This is a genomic window from Nostoc sp. KVJ3 (genome assembly GCF_026127265.1).
GTDB lineage: Bacteria > Cyanobacteriota > Cyanobacteriia > Cyanobacteriales > Nostocaceae > Nostoc.
Genome location: NZ_WWFG01000006.1, coordinates 1 through 20,770 on the forward strand (window position 1 = coordinate 1; position 20,770 = coordinate 20,770).

Consider the following 20,770-nt stretch of genomic DNA (forward strand, 5'->3'; position numbering starts at 1 on the left):
AAAATTCAAAATTCAAAATTATTAGTAATTACGTACTAAAGAGGATAGGATAATTATTATAAAGGTAATTTTTATAATAATGAATCAGCATCAACATATTACAGATAGAACATTTAACTTTGCAGTAAGAATTGTTAATCTCTGTAAAATTTTAGATGAAAAACCTGGAGTAGGCAGGGTTCTATACAAACAATTAATAAGGTCTGGAACATCTATTGGTGCTAATGTAGCAGAATCTCAATCAGCGCAAAGTAAAGCTGATTTTCTAAGTAAATTACAAATTGCTTTAAAAGAGGCTAAAGAAACAAAATATTGGTTGAGAATATTAATTACTACTGTTATTGTTGAAGAACATAAATTGTTGCCTCTTGTTACAGAGAATGAAGAAATTATCAAAATTATTGCAGCTATAGTAGTGAAAACTAAACAAAATGAGTCCAAATAATTTTGAATTTTGAATTTTGAATTTTGAATTTGATATGACCATCTGGGATGTATTAGATGAGTTGTCTGAATCTCCACCAACTTCTTCCCTTGATGCTATGTGGGATTGTTTGGATGCGGAGCTTGAAAAATTACCCTTGGAGGCACAGTTATTAACCGCAGCGCTTGCCTTCAGTCAAATTGCGGATATTCTTAAGTCTCGTGCCGAAGTGCTGTTGCAAGATACCCGCGATCTCAATAACCCAAAGGGGCCAATTGTTAGCACCGATCTCTTTGCTGGTCTAGTGCGGACAACAATGCACCTAGATTTAGATGATTTGATTGAACCGGAAACACCACAAACCTTTAAACCACACGGCCCACACCAATTTTCATCTCCTACTGAGTTGGGTGATTCTGTAGCAGCACTTGTTGAGAAAGCGAATGTTTTGGCAATGCTTGATGAGGTAACAACTTTAGAAGATGTTCGCAATTTGGCATCAGATGAAGATGTGGAAAAATGGCAGAGTGCGATCGCTAACCATCTGATAAATGTCAAAGATGAGATTTCTTTAGTTAAACTGCAACGTGTGTTGCAAATGCCGATGGTAGAAGTATGGTTGGGACTGTTGCTGGGTGGGTTTACATTAGAACAGCGTGGTGATTTTTATCACAACTATAATGTCTGGGTGAAAAGTTCTTCTTCCTTCGATCAATGACAATTCATTCGCTATATTAGGAGAGTCCTGTGATATCTGCCGCTGAAAGCATAATGTGGTTCTTGGCAACTTTTGGTGATGATGACAGAGCAAGAGATATTTGAACATTTATTCACCATTGCGGATCAATCCGACGATACTGGTGGAGTCGTGAGTTCGTGCTTAGTACGACAAGGAAACATTGTGGTTGAAGGAATCAGTTGTAACGACGGCAAACATGCCGAATATGTACTTCTGCGCCAGCTCGAACTCTCTGCTATCTCAATTCTTCCGGACGACATCATATATACAACAGTAGAGCCATGTGGAAAACGCACTCCCGGAGGACAGGGCGAATATATGGGGGACTGTACAACTAACTTGATTCAGGCAGGTGTACGACATGTGGTTTATGCAGCTCCAGATCCAGATGCATCATCTCAAACTCGATACAAGTTTGAGCAAGCCGATTGCTCGCTCCGTCAAGTAAACGATCCCCACATAATCCGTCAAGCAATCACGCTCTTCAATTCAACTGTAACTTACACATCAGATGTCTTGCCCCAATAACTATTGCAGATTAGGGGTTAAGGTAAAATAAATTGGTCAGGCAAGGCACGCGCCCTTTTCGGCGCTGCCCCTCCATGAGAGATTGTAACTAAACATGATAAATATAATAAGCCGTAAAGCAATTTATTAAGAAGGGGAAGGGGGACTAGGGTTGGGGGAAAGGTAAAAACCTCGCCCCTCTTGTGGCACGAAATAATCCAAATTTTATGAGTCAGGTAAAAACCTCGCCCCTTTTGTGGCGCGACAATCATCATCCCTTTCCCCTTTTCCCTTTTCCTTTTTTGAGAGCGTGGATGCTTATAGAAATCCAAGAAGATAATTAGCAACCTTTTAATTCTTCTGCTGCTTCCAAACCAGGTTGTATTCTCTTTCAACAAACGCCAGCAATTTTGCTTGCAACGAAGATAAATAAGGTTTAGCTTGTTTCCCCAACCACTGCAACAGCCAATCCACAGCCTCGTCACGGGTCGCCACTTGATGCAACTGCCGTAATCTCACACATAACTGCTGCATGAATTGGCAATCTTCATCAAGCAATTCCAGTAACTTCAGGTGTTCGATTTTTACGGTGTAGTCGCCGTCCCAAGCCTGGAGTGTACAGCTATATTCCCCAACGTGACTTACCACGCCCCAATAACCGCCTTTACCTCTCAGTTCCGGGTCATCTTTGGGCAGAAGAATGCATATTTCCCCGATGTGGTAAGGATTGGGTACTTTCGTCCTTTCGCGTATCCTATCCACTACGTCTTTCACTATGCGACCAGATGGAATCTTATTACCAGCTTGCTCTACTGCCTGCTGCCAGACATCCGCTTGCACAAATGGTTCCAACTCAGCTTTCGCCAAAAAGCGCAATTGTCGTTCGTTGGTCGGCATTGGAATTTGCCGACCATTGGTCGGCAAAAACTTTTGAAGATTCTCATAAACCACAGTCGCTGAAATCTTTAAGTAAGCCGCATCACGACTATAATTGAAGCGATAGCGGCAATACTCCTCAAAAGTCTGGTGCGTGGAACGGTACAGCCGTCTGTCCCGCAATTCCATCAACGCCTGACCTGCTGACAAAAATGCCCTTTCTACCTGACTTTCCAATTGCAAGCGTAAGCTTTGTTCTTGGTCAGTCAACTCTCTTACTTCAACAGCCGTCACCGTGATAGTTGCTCCCCCTGGATTTTCGTGCAAAGAAGTATTTTCGGGAGCAGAGTCGGTTGCTGGCTTTGGTTCCTCAGATGTCGCAGGGGTAATTTTCTTGCGTCTGGATGGTGGTTTGTTCATTGCCCCACCTCCAGGCTGACAGCAGTCGAACAAATATTGAGTTGTGTCATCATGGAAATATAGAGTTTTTATTTATGCCCCCATCCTTTAAACAGGTTGGGGTTTTTCATTGCTTTTTATATTTTGCACCGATGAAAGAATACTTTGACGAAAATCAGTCCAATACCACAGTTAACAAGAAAGACTTCAGAAGTCAGGAGCCTGAATTCAATTCTGACTTCTGACTTGTGCCAACTGAATTCAATTTCAGCTTATTCTAGAAAATACCCTCTTCAACACATGGGTAAAACAACGGCTAATGCTTGATTATTTGACGGCAGGTATTGCATTTTGGATGACTTTGTTTGGAGTACAAGAGTCGTTGTTAGAATTTCGCCTGGGTTATCTCGGTCGCTACTGGTTTCTTGCGATTAGCGCTAGCCTACTCCTGAGCTTTTTGCTCTCTGCCCCGATTATTATCACCCTAATCATTAAATTTGCAGTAGATCCATTCACTTTTCCAGGTAATGTTATTCTTTGTGCGATCGCTGCGGTAATATTTGGTGTGATTCTCAGTCTGGCGCAATGGCTGATACTTCGTCAAACCGAGATGACACCAAGAGTTTTTGCACCGATCAATACAGTTATTGGAATTCTCGTCTACTTCCTACTGGTATGGCTCAATGAGGGTAGTTTGGAGTGGAGCGGTAATCCCATTCAAGGCTGGAAAACTGTCCTCGTCTTTTTAGCTGGTGGTGCGATTATCGGAGCAGCCACTGGTAAAGCCTTGGATTTTTACTGTGAGCGAGTAGAACAGCGATTAATTCAGCTTGAGAGATACAGGGTAGCAAGAGAAACCAGAGAGAGAGAACGGATAGAAACAGAAAGAATAGAAAGAGAAAAGCAAGAAATAGAAAAGCTTGAAATGGAAATTTTAGAAAGAAAAAGGATCTCAAGAGAAATCGCTTTGGAGGAAGAAAGAAAGTGGTATGAAGAACATGGTGATGATGATTTCGATTATGAGGATGAAGATGATGATGAATAATATCTTGGCTTCGTGTTATCAGTTATATAAGATAGTACAATCTTAACCATACAATTGTTAGCTTCGACAACTACTCAATCACTTTTCATGCTTACTTTATTGTCATTTCTGTTTCACAGAATTTTTCTGTATATTGTTGTAATTCGGAAGTATCTTTGAACACTAAGCCTTCCGAAAAGCCCTACCCAAGGTTGCAGCCCTTCTATTTTTTTTATTTGCTGGTATTAAAATCCTAATAGGCTGGTATAATTACTGCTGTTCGCTATAAATCATCAGTAAAATAAATAGCCCTTCTCTTGTTGTTGAGAATCAGCATGGTGAAAAATAAAAAACTTTTGGTGTTATTCTGTTTAAGCTTAATTGCAAAAGATATACCGATGTTAGCAAGCACCCCACGACCAGAAGAAATAACTAGAAGATATCAAATAGCTTGCAAACCAGTAGGGAGATTGGAAACTAATGGTGACTTTAATTTTAGAGCAGGAAGTTTACTTTGTGAGCAAGATAAAATAGAAATTTTAAATGGGGGTTTTGTTAAATTCTTTTGTTATAGTCTGGGGAAAACTTTAAATTTATTTGGGGGAACAGTATCTGAACTATGTGGAAAACCACGGGCTATGTCAGCTTGCGATACTAACCATAGAAGATTATGTCCTAAGCCGAAAGGTGGAATATCAGATAGTGATTCTCCGACAATTATCGCTCCTTACAGTAGCTTGATATTACAATCCCGTCCCGATATAGCTTGGCATCCAGTTAAAGGTGCTACTTCATATATAGTAAGGCTCAGTGGGGAAAGGGTTGAATGGAAAGTAAACACTAATCAAACTAGAATTCCCTATCCAAAAGACCAGCCTGAACTACAATTTGGTAATGCTTATGAACTAACAGTTTTAGCAAATATAGCAACAGAAGATAAAGACTTGCCTAGTTCAACTAAAATCTTAAATAGATTGACACAAGGGGAAGTTCAAAACCTTGAGGATGAAATCAGTAAATTCAAAACAATTTTAAATCTACCTGCTGATGAATTAGCATTAGATTTGAGTGATACATTTGTTTCACAAAATTTATTAACAGAAGCTGTTGAGGTTCTAGAAAAAAGGGCAAAAGATAATTCTAAAGATTCTACAGTTTACAGGCAATTAGGAGATTTATATTTGCAAGCTGGAAATAGAGATTTAGCTGAAAAGAATTACAAAATAGCACTTTCTTTATCTAACGGTTCTCTGATAGTACAGAAGAGTAATTTACGTCAATTAAAACCATAATTACAACAATTTATACCCCACTACCAACTAAAATAAAAGGCGACCAGTAATAAGGATGTGAATATTCCGGCTGCGATGAAAGATGAATTTGTGCCAATCTTAAGGCTTCAGCTTTAGATTTCCCATCTTTTAAATTACTGTAGAAATCTGCCATCAAAATCGCTGTAGATTTGGCATCAACCAGCCATAAAGAGGCTAAAGTACTTCGGGTATGAGCTTGGAAAGCAACTCCAGCAATCCCCAGCACTGAACGTCGATCCCCTTTAGCTGCTTCACAAGCACTTAGTACTAAGAGGTCTATGCTATTGTCTTTTCGATTTTGAAGCAAGTTGCTCATCTCGTCTATGTTTAATGGCTCATCCCAAGTCAGAATCATAGTTTTTTTCAGCTCTGAGCTAAATTGCCCATGAGTCGAAATGTGAACTATTGAATAACCATTGTTGATTGCCTGTTGTAATTTCCTACTAGTAAATTCTTCATTAAGCAACACTAAAGACTTATTTAAATACTTTTTTATACTTAATATTTCTCTTTCAACATCAGGTAAAGGACTTAATCTTTTAGGAGCATAACGGTTTTTAAAACTAGGACCTTCTTTAGACATCCCAGCTAATAAAGCGTTCATTTGATTTAAATTTAATGGACGAGGTATTGGTATATCTAGTCCCCATAAAACTGTCATACTATAACGGTTTCTTAAATAGTTTTTGCCATCATATAATAATGACATAGGCACATTTTGAAACTCGTCTCCTAAAACAAATGCTAAAGTTCCATTACTAGGTAAATATTGTTCTATAGGGGCAATCACTAGCTTGTAAATTGCTTGTGAGTAAAGTATTGTTCTGCTTTCACTAAGACTGGAATAATTTTCATCTTGAATATTTTTTATTAAGGAATTTAAATAAGACTTGACTTCTTTATAATTTGGAGAATGATGGTGTAATTTTCCCTGAAATTTTAAAAACACATCTACTCGTTCACCTAAATTAATCAAATAGATAACAGGAAATTCAAAATTAGATTTATTTGTATTTAAGGTTTCATTTTTATGACATTGAACAAGATTCTCTAATTGCACAGTTTGTAATTGTTTATAAACTTCGATTACTGTTTCTTTTGAGAAATTCGGATTTTCTGATAACATATTTACATAATCTATGTACACTGGCTCAACTTTTTCTAAAAAATCATATTGCCCTTCAGCATAAGATAACAAATTCTGGCGGATTTTATTAATATTATTGATAGCAGCATCATATTCTTCTTTAGCTTCATTAAAACTTCCATTATCTCGATATTTTCCTCCTAAAGAATGTTGCCATTGATATGCAATATCCCATTGTTTATCTGATTGAGAAACAGCGATCGCTTTTTTGAAACTACTTATTGATTCAACGTTTAATCCCAAAATACTATAAACTTTTCCTAAATATCCGTAAGCATAAGATATTGCTCTACTATTATATAAACGTTCTGCTAGTTGCAAGGATTCTTGAGAATATTTAAGAGATATATCTAAAAGCTTTCGATTATCCAATGTTATCTCAATATTTTTTTGAATTAAATTAATTAAAGAATCAATAAAGTTTAATCTAGTATATACACTATCAATATCACTATCAGAAAAAATATCAAAATTAGAATTAATTAATTGGCGAATAAGATTTAAAATATCTTCATTGTCCATCTGAAACTCTTTTGTAATCTGCCGCACTTCTATTAATAGTTTTAGGCGATTAAGTTTACTTTTTAAAACTATCTTCATTGAAGAACTAAATTCTAGCTTTTTATAAACATCTAATGCCGACTTTGCTTGAGATTTAATACTTTCTAATATTTCTTCTTTTACAGCATTTTTAGAGGTATTTTTAAGTCGATTTCTTGTTCGTTTATAAAAACTAAGTTGAGTATTGCCTAAACTCATTAAGAGATGGTCACTCGGTTGACCGAAGAAAAGAGCGCTTTGCAATACTACTTGAGATTCTTCTAAATTATTCAAGGATCTAAGGGTATCCCCCAGATTTATTATTGTAGTAATAGTTATAGGTTTGTTAAGCTTTTTTTGAAGAATATCTTGTAAATGTTCTAAATATTGAGTTCCTGTTTGTGTAGAGCTACATATTAATTCTTCTATATTCAAAGCCTTGGTCAATACCAAGCAGGCACGACGAGGTAATCCTAAAGCTTGAAATGCTAAACTTTGATTACTTAAGCTTTCAAATACTCCTTCTTTGTTCCCCTGGGAATTATAACGTTTTTCAGCTTCTTCCCAAGCTTGTAATGCTGCTTTCGGTTGTCCTTGATGTAAAAGTATATACCCTTTCTGAGTCAAGTCTTGTGCTTGATAAATAGGAATTTCAGCTTTAACTTTTATTGATATGGTCAAGAAAAAAATTAAGCTTGCTAAAATTATCCATTTCAAAAACCATAACGAATTGAGAAATACAACCCTTTTTCTTGCCATGTATTAGAACTATCACTGTTTTGAAAGTTTACAATAGGTAGTGCGAAATCAAATCTTGCAGAAAAATCATCTTGAATACGGTAACTCAAACCCATTCCCACAGAAGCAAGTGTTGATGCATTAGTTAGCTGATTTCCTAAATTATTATTCCCCCCATTCTTCCATACTGTACCAAAATCGACAAAGGGAATTAACTGAATTTCTCCTGCATTCATTGCAGATATAGTTGTTGGAAACTCAATGGTAGAAAAAAATCCGTTATCAGCAACAATCGAATCTTGTCGATATCCTCTAACGCTTAAAGCCCCTCCTATTCCAAATTGCTCTAATGGGACAAGAGGTCTATCCGCTAATTGTAAATCTGCCCGAACTATCAAGTTAGTTCTTTTGCTTATCTTGCGAAGCCAATAAGCCTGTCCACGCCAAGAGAGAAAACGACTGTCTGGTTCAGAAGAGTTAATAGTTGAACCTAAAAATCCAAACCCCAAGCTGAACTGTGAGCGGACAAAAAGGACTTCTTGAGTAGCTCTCTGTAGCCATTCTTGAAAAAATCTTATAGCTGTTATCTTTGTACGTCCTTCCCATCTGCACCTACAGATAAACGAAACGGCTGGTTCAACAAAAATGTTTTACTTTCATTATAAGTTCCTAACACTCCTATTGTTAATTCTTTCGTACTTTCCGAGTTGATTTCTTTAATAACTGGCTGTTTAAACGAAATTTCATAAGATTGAGAATTAGCAAAAATATCTAGTATACTAAACGGAGATTCAATTATACTACTGTTAAATTTTCTAAAAGAAAATTGTACTACTCCATCATTTATATTGACGGGTAAAGCATAGCTAGTCTCTATAACATTGCTACCATCAGTATTGCGATACCCAACACTAAATTTATCTCCTATACCTAAAAGATTAGCATCACTAATTTGAACTTGTCTTTGAAAAGAACCAACAGAAGGAGAACGTTCATTGTTTAGCCCAACTTCTGTTCTAAATGGTTGTTTTTCTTCAACTTTTACGTCGAGAACAGCTTTGTTACTATCACTTCCAGGATTGATCTGAGCAGATATATTTTTTATCAAAGGATCATTCTGCAAGAAACGTAAATACTTAGCCAATCGATTGACATTAAAAACTGGAGAGGTAGAAGCATCTAGACGCACAAATACATAATCACGAATATGTGTACTGCCACTGATATTAATCTTCTCTACTTGCCCTTCAACTATCTGTATCGTGATTGTTGCTCCTTCATTTAAATTAAGAAATTGATTTTCGGAAATAGGTATGATAGCACTAGAGTTGATATACCCATTGTCATTATATAATTTTGTAATTGTATCACGGGCTTGTGAAAGGTCAGTAAAAGTTATTTCTCTCCCTTCATATAAAGCTACTGCTTCCTTTAGCTGTTCTATCGTAAATACTGTATTACCTTTAAAAATAATTTTTTTTAATTTAATTTTTAAAGGATATTTTGTGAAATCATTTTTTATTGCTAGAGGTTTTTGTTGATGGGGTGATAATGCTACAGATACGTTATTTGCAATTGTAAAAACGCTGATATTTAGCAAACAGAAGCAGATGATTTTTAAATCAAACATATCTATTATAGAAACATAGCTTTAAGGCTTTTAATTCAAAGAACATATACTCAAAAATGTGAGAGAGTTGCAGTCTAGTGTTGATGACTTTGTTCCGATTGCGTTAATGATGTTCGCCCTGGCGGTAGCAACGTTATCGCAGCAGACGTACCAGAAGGAGCGCTCCTACAGGCTAGAAAATGTATTGTATACAAGTAGTGCAGTGCTACCTCACATATACCCAAAGATATTTTTAGTTAACGCGAGGAAGAGGTCTGGAGATAATCACATAATGAGGAATTTTGCAGCCCAGGAGATACTACTGAGCCTGCTTCCGACAGCACAACTAAGCTTAAAGTTTTATTGTCATTCAATCTCCAGCCTTGAGCTTCCACAAAATTATTGTTGGTATGAATGATTGGTGCAGCAGTTTCCTTAGAAGAAACATTTTGCGGATCGGGGACAATATTGAAAGCATCGCTCGGGCCTGGAGGAAGTCCCCCACTCCCAACATTAATTAGCTGGTTTCCCCCATTTCCTACCCGACATCCTGATGATAAATCTGGATTTTTGAATTTAGTGGAGGTTATAATAGAGCGGCTAAAATCAAAGTTTGGCGTAATGATTGTAACTGTTCCGTTTACACCAAGCTGAGAAGTGGAACTAATTTGGCTGTCGGGTGAAATAAAGACTCCCATTGCATTTATATTGATGTTTCCCCCATTCCCTTTTACAGCATCAGAAATAATGCTGCTGTTATCTAAGGCGAGTAAAGTTTTTGTATTAATAAAAATATTACCGCCATTTTTATCACCACGCGCACTAGCTGTAATAGTTGCGTTGTTCAATCTCAGGTCTTGAGAATTTAGGGAAATATCGCCTCCTTGTCCTAAAGCTGTATCAGCTGTTATTGCCCCTTGATCGCTTAGGTTGATAAGAGGAGTATTGATTTGAAGCTTTCCGGCATTACCCAATCCTTCATTACGAACATTAATGAATCCACGATTTGAAACATTTAAATTTACAGTGTTAATTTTGACATCGCCGGAATCACCAGTTGGTACTGCGGGAGAGCCAAACAGTCGCTGTGTGCGTGGAGATGCAGCAAAAGCTGAAGAACTTATGTTACTACTCTTCCCCGACTTTGGATCGTAACCATCGACATTTACAAAGTTCCAAGCATTGATATTAACGCTTCCAGCATTTCCTGAAGCAACTGTGGAGGTATTAACTTGCGCTCCTTCTTGAAGTTTCAGGCTTCCTGTGTTAATTGCCACAGTGCCTGCATTCCCTTCTTTGAAGGTTGTAGAACCAATTACAGTTGGGGCAGATATATCTACTCCTGACAAGTTTATAGAATTAGCTAGTACTGTCACATTTCCTGCATCTCCAGTTCCTAGAGTCGTGGACTGCACTAAAGCTCCACCTTTTGCATTCAAAGAGTTAGTTATCAAATCGATATTTCCTGCATTTCCAGAACTAAAGGTATTAGCAGAGATATCAGAACGATAGACTTGATTTGGCACTGAAGCTCCTAGTAGCTCTACAGAATCAGATGCATTTACAATTACATCACCCCCTCTAGCAGAAGTGAATGAACCAGTATTGATTCCACCTCCTTGTTCTATCCTTAAATTTTTGGCAAAGATAAAGATATCTCCTCCTCTTCCATTCGCCAATGCTTCAGTCCGCAAAATATTTGGATTCGTTTCATTAGGTAAATTTGCAGCGAAGTCTAAAACACCAGAGGCATTTACAAGAATATTTCCAGATGGACTACTTCCTAGATTTTGGAGCAAAATTACTGAGCCATTAGCAAGTGATAAATTGTATCCTTGAAAATGGATAGAAGTGTTAGTCGTACCACTAGAAGCTACTAAAGCACGATTGAACAGATTAATATTCTGAAAATCTTTAACTCTTTGATAGTTAAAGTCCCAGCCATAGGGTTGAGAAATAATTCCAACATTTCCTGATTTGACACTACCTAATTCAACGTAGCCTCCATTCGCTTTAATTGTACTGCCATTTAAGTCGATATTGCCTCCAATGAAAGCTATGGTTTTTCCTGTCCCTGCGGTAACAACAGAGGCATTGTTGTCAATAGTAGTGGGTAAGAAAAATTTATCTGTATTACCTATTTGCGCTCCTGTCCCTTGCAATTGAATAGCACCTGGATTTTTAACTACCAATCCAAGTGGAACATTTACTGTTAATAGCGTTTCTTTTTGAGGATCTTTAGCGCCAAAAATGCCATCAGCAAATTTAACACTATCCGCCGTGGTCAACAAGACTGATCCTCTAATATCTAAGCGTGCATTTTGACCTAAGAAAACTCCATTTGGGTTAAGTAAAATAAAGTTAGCTGTACCATTGGCTCGGATCAGACCATCAATATTAGAAACTGAACCACCCGTTATTCGACTAATTATATTCTGAATACTTGAAGCATTGTTAAAATAAACTTCACTTCCTGATGGTATAGAAAATTCTTTGAAACTATGAAATAGGTTGCTGCCTTGTCTGGTTCCCCCAGTAATAACATTTACATTACCATTTGGCATCACCACAGAGTTAATCGGCAATGTAGAATCTCGAACAATCTGTGCAAAAACCGATGGACATGGGACTAGCAAACATAATACAGATATACTCTGGGGTAAAGAAATCATCCAATTTTTAAACACATCAACCCCTTGATTGTTATTTTTTTATTGATTGAACTCTATAAATTCTGCTTTACTAAAAGTAGAATTCTCATAGTATCTACTACCTCGTAGCCTTAACGTTGGTTCTACTAACCAATCTACAGTTAAATGAAAATCAACTTTAGCTTCTAAAGAAGAAGGACTAGTAATAGAAATCCCTTCTGGAGAGTACAAAATTATGTTATTTTCATTACTTATATTTTCTAAAGGCTCCCATTTGATTTCTGATTTATTAAAAACTCTCAAATCAGAAGATATTCCTTTTAACTGTCCCACCCAATTCTCCCAGCTATTATTGTTTTTATCAAACTTTGGGAGAAAAGACTTTTCTGGAGAATAACTATCTAGGTATTCATGGATAATAAAAATGTGTTCCAAGGTCTTATTTTTGTAAACACTACCAGCAGTTGCACGTCTATTTTGATGCCTAAAACCAATTTCAAATCTAAAATTAGTAAAATTTCCATTCTCTCCAGAACACCAAGAAAAACTATTTTCTATATATAGAGCTTTTGTAATAGGTTTCTTTTTGACTCCAAATGTTATAGTTTCACTTTTTTCATCTTCATAAATGTGATGGTTTTTTTGAACATATTCATTGCCATCACTACTAGCCTCAAAAGTTCTAATACACTTAAATGATTCTATGATTTCACCTTCAGGAGAATATCTAGTTACAATTCCATGCCAATCATGCACATGATATTTGAAAAAGGTATTCCAATTTTGTATCTGATGTTCTTGTTGGCTCATGAGTTTGTAATCTGACGACATAATTTATCACTCAAACAATTTACATTTATTATTTATTAAATACACGATCTAATAATTTTTGCCTCCACTCCTGAACCTCTGGCAAGCTAGCGGTAGAACTAACTGTTAATAGACAGACTTCCCCAGGAGTTCTAGAATCCTTCCCTTGCGCTTCATATACTTGAGCCAGTAAACAGAAAGCATCTATTCGTTCCGAGTCTAACTGAGTTGCTTTCTCTAAATATTTACTCGCTTCAACTAACTTTTTTTGCATCAAGCTTGCCCAACCTAAATTTTTATATAACGCCGCTTGTATTTCTGGGTTTTCAGTAAGAGTCAATCCTTCAAGTGCCAATTTAGTAGCTTGTTCATAATCTCCCTTTAGATTTTTTAATCGCGCTAAATTATTAAGTGGATATGCCGATTGAGTGTTGAGCTTTTTAGCTATTAAATATTCTTTTTCTGCTAAATCATATTTACCTTGATCGTCATAAAAACTTCCTAGTCCATAATGTACTTCAGAGTCACCAGGCATTAGCTTCAAGACTTTTTCATAATTATCCTTTACACATTTTACTTCATTAAGTTGCTGACAAATTAAAGCTAAATTATTAAGAGCGTCTGCATCTCGATCATTATATTTAATTGATAATTCATAGTATTTTTTAGCTAGATTTTGATTATTGATGTTCCGAGCCGCTTTATCAAAATAAAAACTTGAAATAGAACGATTACTCTGAGAATTAATTTTCAATGCTAAATCAAAATATTTTTGTGCAGATTGAGAATTATCCGCTGCTTCTAACTTTTCTCCTTCAGATATTAAATAATTAACTGCCCAAGGTAAAAACAAGGTTTTAACTAAAAATAAAATTGTTAAGCCACCTAATATAAATGCATTAGTTATAAATACTTTAGACTTAGTTAATCTATAAAATTTGTTTTGTATAGGAAGTTTTTTAAGTCTTTCTAAAATTATTTGAGTGCTTTGTGGACGTTGCCCTGGAGCCGGAGCCATTAGATAATCTAGAAGATCAGCAAATGGCTTGTCAATATGCCGCGCCTTATCTCTCCATATTAATCTTGAGTTGTCCTGATTTTGTGGTAAATCCATCAGTGGTATACCAGTGACTAAGTTTACAAAGGTTCGTCCTAGAGCAAAAAAATCTGATTGCGGTACACCTTGGCCATTAATTTGCTCGGACGAAGTAAAAAAAGGCGTAACAATCGATGTTATCTCATGCCCACTACCTAATCCTGTGCTGGTTCCTCCACTGGTACTAATTTTTGTTAAATAGGATCTAGTAATCTGTCGGGCCGCACCGAAATCAATAAGTACTAGTTTACCGTCAGGCTGATGAATTATATTTTCTGGCTTGATATCTCTATGAAAAAAACCTGAGCGATGTACCACATCAAGAATATTTATTAATTGTGAAAACCAATCAAACGCAACACTCTGGGGAATTCGTCCGTAAGCTTTTAACCATTCTCGTAAATTCTCTCCTTCTATCATCTGCATTACTAAGCAATGCAATTCCAAAAGAGTATCCTTTAGTGGGACAATCAAATAATCATCTATAGTGGAATCAGGAATTCCAGGATGCTTGAGTACTTGCAGTGCCAGCGCCTCTTCCCGAATTAACTCAATTAACTTAGGTTCGCTCCATTTCAATACCTTCATGACTCTTACTTGAGATTTTGGATACAAGGTTGTCCCAGAATCCTCAACCTCAAAGACTTCTGTATAACTGTATGGATCTTTATTTAATGGGCATAACGGACGTAACAAACGAATGCGCTTGTTTATTAGTAATGGATTCCCGCAAGCTAAACAATTTTCAATATCGTTTGGGTTGTGGCGCTGATTACATAGGTGATTTATGCAGTAAACCACATTTACTCCTGGAAGTAACTAGTTGTCTGTACTCCACTTTTTTTCCAAACAAGCCCGAATGGATCAACTAAGATATATTTTTTAATAACTGGTTCTAAATTATAGCTTACTTCTTGTTTGGCCGTTCTTTGACAAACTTCAATTAATGAGCGTTGCTCCAAAATTTCTGTCGCCACAATTAATTCAGAAACAGATATTTCTATGTCTAATTTCTCTTTTAAACCTTCAATAAGTTTAGAAAATGAAATGGGGATTGAATTTTCTGATATATGCTCTGCCAAATAAATCATTACCTGTCTTTGAAGATCAGTTAAAAGACCAGGTTGCCCAAATTGCTGATGTAACATTAATTGAAATTGGTGTCCCATCGCAGTAGTCCTATACTCTAAAAATCTTCTTACACTTCCCCCAAAAAAACGATGAATTCGATCAGCAACAGATTCTAATTCTGATGGATTACCGCGATAAATATCGATTAATCGTTTACATTCGTCACCCCCTAAGCCTTTTTCATGTAGCATCTCAAGTGCTGCACTTTCTTCTAAGCCTTCTACCCGGAGAGATACAATAGGTAGGCTTGTAGTACTATGAGCAATTTCTTCTAATGGTATTTGGCTAGTTACAATGATATAGCTTTGATGCTGTTCTTGCGTAAGTTTAATAAACAGTCTTTTATACTTAAGTTTTATTTCGTAGTTGTCTACTTGTGCTAAACTCTCAAATCCATCTAGCACTAACAAGCAGTGGTTTGAATTTAGTTGTTTTAATATCAAATAAATTTTTGTTTCAATCGATTCATTATAAGCTTCTAAATTTAAAACATTAAGTATTTCAGTAATTAAATCATCAATTGATAAACAATGATTTATTGTTATCCAAAATATAAAATTATATGCATTAGAGTTTTCTAAAAGTAATTCCTCAACCAACTTGGCCGCCAAAAAACTTTTTCCAATACCTCCAAGTCCAATTAAAGCTATACATCGACGTTTAAAAAGATTAATTTGTTTTTTTAAATAGCTTATATCTTCTTCTCGCCCGTAAAAAAAATTTAGTTTAGGCAATTCTCCATAAATTATAGTCTTACCTACTAAAGAATCATTAGATACTTTAGATGCTTCTAAATGAAGATAATGCTTTTTTGCTATTTTTAGTAAAATCTTTTTTAAATATATTTTTTTTACTTGCACTCCCTCACCAATAACTTCCGTAAGCATTGACCATAACTGTGGAGCTACTCCTGTTCGCAAATATTGAAAATCGTATCCCGAATCCCGCGCTATCTCTTTATAGTCTTTCCCATCCCAAGTCCCTACAATTACAGCCCGTTCAGAGTCCAAGAAGCACCTTCCAGTGTGTTGAAACACTTGCTCTTCCAAAATCTCCAACACTTTCTCTATGCTTAAGTGTTTATCTAAGTTCATGCCTAGCTGCATAATTAGCTGTAACTCTGCGTTTAATCAATACTGTATTTCATTTTACTCAGATCAACCCCTCTTTGCTTTACATTTATTAATATAAAGTGATTCCTAAAAATCTATGCTGGCTATAAGATTAAAAAGATACAATTCACCAATGACAATACCGCACTTTAAGTAGCTTACTCCTAAAGTTGAACCATAAGTGAGGTAATAATTGAGTTACGTACTCAGCAAGCGCGAAAATGCTAGGCTTGAGCCTACATCTACAGCAGGTGTGTTGGAAATCACATCCTACACGAGGGTATACAGATTAAATTATCCCCTAATCAGTTACTAATACGTATGGAGGACTTAATACCGCAGGGAGAGATAATGCCATATCCTGGACGACCAAAACTTCTGTATGATCGATCAAACTAATTAAAACGAGAAATGAAGGGAAATATGAAACCACTCAAAAATCTAAAGCACAAAGCGCCACTAGGGAGTAGGCGCTTTGTCTGTTTGTAAAATTCATCGTTTTTCAGAGCGGGGTTGATCTCGAAGGAACAAAATAAGTTGTCGCTAAAGTTTGGCCACTGGTGCGACTACTAAATTGTCCGAGAGTTTTTACCGCGCTACCAGATCCATTATAGGATCTGCCGCTTGGAAAGTCCATTCCTTGCGGTGTTTTTTGGCTGTCGAAATTCATAAGTTTTTGTAAAGTTAAGTTTGATGGAGAAAAATTGCGAATTTTATAGCAAAAAGCAGTAGCAGCGCGAATAACAATTACCAGTTACTAGTTACCAGTTATCAGTTGGAATTTACAGTCCTTGATAACTGTCAATTGTTGACTGTTAACTGATGTAACCCCCTCTGAACTTGTAAACAAAGTAATCAGGGGAAAATATCGTGATAAATAGAGAATGCCCCAAGAGCGCAGTGTTAGAGCGTATGGGGTCGAGTGCAGCTTTCGCATGGCATTTTTGTGCTGTGACGAAGGGAAATTTTCGGAATATCCAGGCTAGAGCAAGGGTTTCGCAGCTTGAAAGAGTTCTCTCTAAGGAATTCCGAGGGGAGAACCGATGAATGCCTCTCCAACTGAATATCCAAACAATCTCACGGCAGCGGAATACCATGAGTTGTTAGCTGGTAGCGCCATTCATCCGGCGTTGATTAAGCGCAACTTTTTCCATGTAGAGGGAGAATCAGTTTATGATTTCCTGTTCATATCTGATAAAATCCCACGTAAAAATGCGGGTCGGGTAACAGATGGATACATAAAAATGTATCAGCACCTATTACTAGGTGGGACGTGGATTCAGTCACTTGACCCCTTTAAAAACTGGCAACCAATGGAGTGGGGCGGATTAAGCCGAACTTCCCCCGCATTGATTGGGAAAAAGGCAAGCCAGTTAAGTACGAATCACCCCCCAAAACCCCCAACCGCGTTACCTACTTTGATGTCGCTAACCCCATCTGGGACAAAGTTGCAAAGCGTTATTTAATTAAGCGCTATCATTCACTTTTAGCATTGCGCTTACTGGATCAACTTAATCCACTAATATTTTGGGAGTGGGTGAAACAGCATCCAGAGATTCCGATAATATTATGCGAGGGTGAGAAGAAAGCCGCTTGCTTGCTTTCGTTGGGGTTTGTAGCGATCGCACTTCCGGGAATTTGGAACGGGCGCGTGGGCAAACAAGATTTTGATGAACGGTTGCATCCTGACTTAGTACCAATGGCTCAGGCGGGGCGCAAGTTCATTATTTTATTCGACTACGAAACTTCTTCTAAAACCAGGTGGTCGGTGTTTCAAGCCACTGTTCGCACTGCAAAAGCAATCGAATCGGCAGGTTCTGAATGTGAAGTTGCATTACTGCCGGGGCCAGAAAAAGGCGTTGATGATTTTGTAGTTAGTCGCAGTGAAGATGCCAATGCACTACTAACTGCAATTATAGACGATGCCAAATCACTTGCCGATTACCAGCGCTCGTATCGGGCGAAAAAATGGGGACTAAGTAAATATAAACCAGATGTCACAGTCAATATTAAATATTTGACCCAAGCACTCTGCATTCCGGATCTGGAGGAAAAATGTTCATCTGTCCCGCCACTTTATGATATTGCAGAAGAAAAATTGTTTACCCCAAGTGTTAGCTCTACAAACTGTAAAGAGGGAGAAGGAAAACAAGAGTTAATAATTTCTGACTGCCCTGACCACAAACCCAGTACCCAAAATCCCAAAAAGTCTTTCCGTTTTCCAGAAAAAGGGCTAGTAGTCTTGTGGAGCGACATGGGTACAGGCAAAACTGAACTCATGCGCTGGTGGCGTGACCAAAACCCCGACGCGCGGTTCCTCAACAATGGGCATCGCGTAAATTTGCTGAAAAATCTTGCCGAACGCTTGCAGACGGCGATGTACTCCGACTTGGGTTACACAGGTTTAGCCCAGGCTCAAGCCCTTAGTATTACTATCGACAGCTTGCATAAGCTGAATACTCAGTCTCTCACCTACGGCTGCATATTTATAGATGAAGCCTGCCAATACCTCACTCACTTACTACACAGTAATACTTGCAAACAACATCGCGCCGCCATTTTGGAGGTACTGGAATATATAGTATACAATGCGCCACTGGTCGTCATCGCTGATGCACACATGGATGATTTAACGGTAAACTTCTTTCTTGCAATGCGACCAAAAGAGGAAGTTCCGTACATCATTAAAAACGAGTGGCGAAACGGTTCACGCACAATTTATTGGTACGAGGGGGATAATTCTAGCGCCATAGTCGCCCAAATCTCGGCAGCGCTGATGCTTGGAGAGAAAGTCATGGTTGCAAGTGACAGTAAGCGTTTTATCAAAAAACTCGACAAATCCTTTACTATCAAGTGCGAAGAATCAAGCTCCGAAAAATCACATACACCACAAAAATGGCGCATTTGGTCTGTCCATTCAGACAATTCTGGCAGTGATGAGAATGTTGCTTTCATCAAAGACATCACCAACGCCGTCAAAAACTTTGATGCCTTGTTCACCTCTCCCAGTCTCGGTACTGGTGTTGATATTTCTGAGTATCATTTTGATTTAGTGTTCGGTGTGTTTCACGGCGTTTCCCAAACTGCTACTGAATGCGCCCAACAGCTTTACCGTTATCGCCCGAAAGTCCCGTTTCATATTTGGGTGGCCCCGCGTCCTCCCTTTGGTTACAAGGATACCAATGCTACCAAGATTAAAGAGCGCTTGCTCCAAACCAATGAAATGACTGCTTTTCTGTTGCGAATTGACAGAGAAACGGGTAAGCGGGGCGCAGAGAAAGATTGGGCGCTTGAGGCTTACTGCCAAATTATGGCTAACCGCCACTATTCTCTGAATAATCTGCGTGATGATCTGCGATCGCTCCTCACAGAAATGGGCAATACATTTATATATGTGGGAAGTGATTCAGATCCTCAATCTCTCGAAAGTCTTAAAGCAGCAGCACAAGCTTTGGATCGTGCCCACAATTCGGCTGTTGCCAAGGCTAAGAATATTACTTTGAGTGAGTACCGCGCCCGTCAGAGCAAAGATTACCTTGACCCTAGCGAAATTTTTGAATGCGAAAAGTTCCGCATTTCTGATTCTTACGGCATCGAAGTAACCGAATCACTCGTAGAAATGGATAAAGGTGGCCGCTTAATTAGAGCAATTGCTGGACTTGAGGCCATTTTAGCCGCACCCGAAGAATCGTTTACTGACCCCAAAACTGGGCAAACTTATCCTACCCCACCAACAATTGTCACCCAAAAAGACCGCACCGAGCGCGACAATCTACCTTTGTGCATCGACTGGGGTAATTATTCGGCGCGGTGGCTGGCTAGATTTAACCTGGGGCTGCATCAGATTCTCAAGCGTTTAGTGAAGGGTGATGAAGTTACCGGCTCGGATACTCAATTAGTTAATATGACAGCGATCGCTATACATTGTGCTGCTCACGTCAAAGCAATTCTTGGGTTTACTATTCCCAGTGACTGTAAACCTATTTGGTTGCTAGGCACTCTTATAGAACAGCTGGGGCTAAAGTTGACTTTCCGTAAGCAGGGTAAACGGGGTCAACAGGTGAAGCTTTTCTCTTTATCTAAAGAGCAATTGGAATTTGCTCTCCAAGTAATTGCTCATCGTGAAACGAAGCGCAATCAAAAAGAAAATCGAACCTATTACGCTGCTAAAACCCCTGCTGCGTATAGTGTAAACCCCAATCAGCAGACCGTATCCACACCCCCCCTTGATGCTATAGGGAACTCCCATTGCCAAGGGGAGGATACTACCGATGAGAGCAGGGGAGCAGGGGAGCAGGGGAGCAGAAAAGCAGAGGAGTTGAGGAACAAAGAAGAAATTTGTACAAGTTCTTTCCCCTCTGCCCCCCTGCCCCCCTGCCCCTCTGCTCTCTTCACTGATCGCATTACGCTACTCCACTGCGTAGAAATACTTCGCTCTGGTATTTCTCGTGGAGTTGAGTCAATTAAAGGCATTCTCAAGCGATGGCACAGTGATTTGCGCTGGGAGACGGTGCTGGAACTTGAAGCGATCGCGGCGAGTGAATTGCGATCGCTTGAGTCGGCAGTACCGGAATTTTACACCTTGCTAAATGAAGAGATGTTGCCTATGGAGGGGGGCTAAACTTTCGTCATAACTAACCGCATCATTGAAGCA

14 protein-coding genes are annotated in these 20,770 nt (G+C 38.1%); 6 read left to right on the forward strand and 8 right to left on the reverse strand.

Translation table 11 applies throughout. From position 1 onward, the window contains the following. Positions 1–79: 79 nt before the first annotated feature. The 3 genes from GTQ43_RS35710 to GTQ43_RS35720 all read left to right on the forward strand — a co-directional run bounded on the left by GTQ43_RS35710 (position 80) and on the right by GTQ43_RS35720 (position 1,691). Positions 80–445 carry a four helix bundle protein gene (locus GTQ43_RS35710; protein WP_265277435.1) on the forward strand — a complete coding sequence of 122 codons (366 nt, stop codon included), beginning with the start codon at positions 80–82 and terminating at the stop codon, positions 443–445. 34 nt (positions 446–479) lie between these two features. Continuing rightward, positions 480–1,142: a hypothetical protein gene (locus GTQ43_RS35715; protein WP_265277620.1), complete on the forward strand. Its 663-nt coding sequence runs from the start codon at positions 480–482 to the stop codon at positions 1,140–1,142. Between the two features lie 78 nt (positions 1,143–1,220). After that, positions 1,221–1,691 carry a hypothetical protein gene (locus GTQ43_RS35720; protein WP_265277436.1) on the forward strand — a complete coding sequence of 157 codons (471 nt, stop codon included), beginning with the start codon at positions 1,221–1,223 and terminating at the stop codon, positions 1,689–1,691. Positions 1,692–2,021: 330 nt separating this feature from the next. Here the strand turns inward: GTQ43_RS35720 and GTQ43_RS35725 are convergent, their stop codons facing one another. Next, complete coding sequence (locus tag GTQ43_RS35725; protein WP_265277437.1) at positions 2,022–2,966, reverse strand: hypothetical protein; 945 nt, start codon at positions 2,964–2,966, stop codon at positions 2,022–2,024. Positions 2,967–3,264: 298 nt separating this feature from the next. On the opposite strand from GTQ43_RS35725, the gene GTQ43_RS35730 reads away from it, so the two are divergent. Beyond that, entirely contained in the window at positions 3,265–3,990 is a 726-nt protein-coding gene (locus tag GTQ43_RS35730) for a hypothetical protein (protein WP_265277438.1), read from the forward strand. A gap of 314 nt (positions 3,991–4,304) precedes the next feature. Next, the gene (locus GTQ43_RS35735; RefSeq protein WP_265277439.1) at positions 4,305–5,261 is read left to right on the forward strand and encodes a tetratricopeptide repeat protein; all 957 of its coding nucleotides are present in this window, start codon (positions 4,305–4,307) and stop codon (positions 5,259–5,261) included. 10 nt (positions 5,262–5,271) lie between these two features. Here the strand turns inward: GTQ43_RS35735 and GTQ43_RS35740 are convergent, their stop codons facing one another. The 7 genes from GTQ43_RS35740 to GTQ43_RS35770 all read right to left on the reverse strand — a co-directional run bounded on the left by GTQ43_RS35740 (position 5,272) and on the right by GTQ43_RS35770 (position 16,098). Then, a complete protein-coding gene (locus tag GTQ43_RS35740; protein WP_265277440.1) occupies positions 5,272–7,728 on the reverse strand; it encodes a CHAT domain-containing protein in 2,457 nt (818 codons plus the stop codon). Next, positions 7,683–8,354 carry a ShlB/FhaC/HecB family hemolysin secretion/activation protein gene (locus tag GTQ43_RS35745; protein WP_321162552.1) on the reverse strand — a complete coding sequence of 224 codons (672 nt, stop codon included), beginning with the start codon at positions 8,352–8,354 and terminating at the stop codon, positions 7,683–7,685. Before GTQ43_RS35745 ends, GTQ43_RS35740 begins: the two co-directional genes overlap by 46 nt. After that, positions 8,291–9,337 carry a POTRA domain-containing protein gene (locus GTQ43_RS35750; protein WP_265277441.1) on the reverse strand — a complete coding sequence of 349 codons (1,047 nt, stop codon included), beginning with the start codon at positions 9,335–9,337 and terminating at the stop codon, positions 8,291–8,293. Before GTQ43_RS35750 ends, GTQ43_RS35745 begins: the two co-directional genes overlap by 64 nt. A 236-nt stretch (positions 9,338–9,573) precedes the next feature. Further along, positions 9,574–12,003 (reverse strand): filamentous hemagglutinin N-terminal domain-containing protein, encoded by a 2,430-nt coding sequence (locus GTQ43_RS35755; protein ID WP_265277442.1) that lies wholly within the window; start codon positions 12,001–12,003, stop codon positions 9,574–9,576. Positions 12,004–12,027: 24 nt separating this feature from the next. Next, entirely contained in the window at positions 12,028–12,777 is a 750-nt protein-coding gene (locus GTQ43_RS35760; protein ID WP_265277443.1) for a DUF3598 family protein, read from the reverse strand. Positions 12,778–12,826: 49 nt separating this feature from the next. After that, a complete protein-coding gene (locus tag GTQ43_RS35765; RefSeq protein WP_265277444.1) occupies positions 12,827–14,674 on the reverse strand; it encodes a serine/threonine-protein kinase in 1,848 nt (615 codons plus the stop codon). Between the two features lie 2 nt (positions 14,675–14,676). After that, complete coding sequence (locus GTQ43_RS35770; protein WP_265277445.1) at positions 14,677–16,098, reverse strand: ATP-binding protein; 1,422 nt, start codon at positions 16,096–16,098, stop codon at positions 14,677–14,679. Positions 16,099–17,434: 1,336 nt separating this feature from the next. Between GTQ43_RS35770 and GTQ43_RS35775 the strand changes: the two genes are divergently transcribed. Beyond that, positions 17,435–20,737, forward strand: coding sequence for a plasmid replication protein, CyRepA1 family (locus GTQ43_RS35775; protein ID WP_414859181.1), 3,303 nt, complete (start codon positions 17,435–17,437; stop codon positions 20,735–20,737). Positions 20,738–20,770 lie beyond the last annotated feature (33 nt).

Coding starts and splice junctions, on each gene's coding strand:
- GTQ43_RS35760 (WP_265277443.1), bottom strand. CDS start 12,777: ATGAGCCAACAAGAACATCAGATACAAAATTGGAATACCTTTTTCAAA.
- GTQ43_RS35750 (WP_265277441.1), bottom strand. CDS start 9,337: ATGTTTGATTTAAAAATCATCTGCTTCTGTTTGCTAAATATCAGCGTT.
- GTQ43_RS35720 (WP_265277436.1), top strand. CDS start 1,221: ATGATGACAGAGCAAGAGATATTTGAACATTTATTCACCATTGCGGAT.
- GTQ43_RS35735 (WP_265277439.1), top strand. CDS start 4,305: ATGGTGAAAAATAAAAAACTTTTGGTGTTATTCTGTTTAAGCTTAATT.
- GTQ43_RS35710 (WP_265277435.1), top strand. CDS start 80: ATGAATCAGCATCAACATATTACAGATAGAACATTTAACTTTGCAGTA.
- GTQ43_RS35730 (WP_265277438.1), top strand. CDS start 3,265: ATGCTTGATTATTTGACGGCAGGTATTGCATTTTGGATGACTTTGTTT.
- GTQ43_RS35715 (WP_265277620.1), top strand. CDS start 480: ATGACCATCTGGGATGTATTAGATGAGTTGTCTGAATCTCCACCAACT.
- GTQ43_RS35740 (WP_265277440.1), bottom strand. CDS start 7,728: ATGGCAAGAAAAAGGGTTGTATTTCTCAATTCGTTATGGTTTTTGAAA.
- GTQ43_RS35725 (WP_265277437.1), bottom strand. CDS start 2,966: ATGAACAAACCACCATCCAGACGCAAGAAAATTACCCCTGCGACATCT.
- GTQ43_RS35770 (WP_265277445.1), bottom strand. CDS start 16,098: ATGAACTTAGATAAACACTTAAGCATAGAGAAAGTGTTGGAGATTTTG.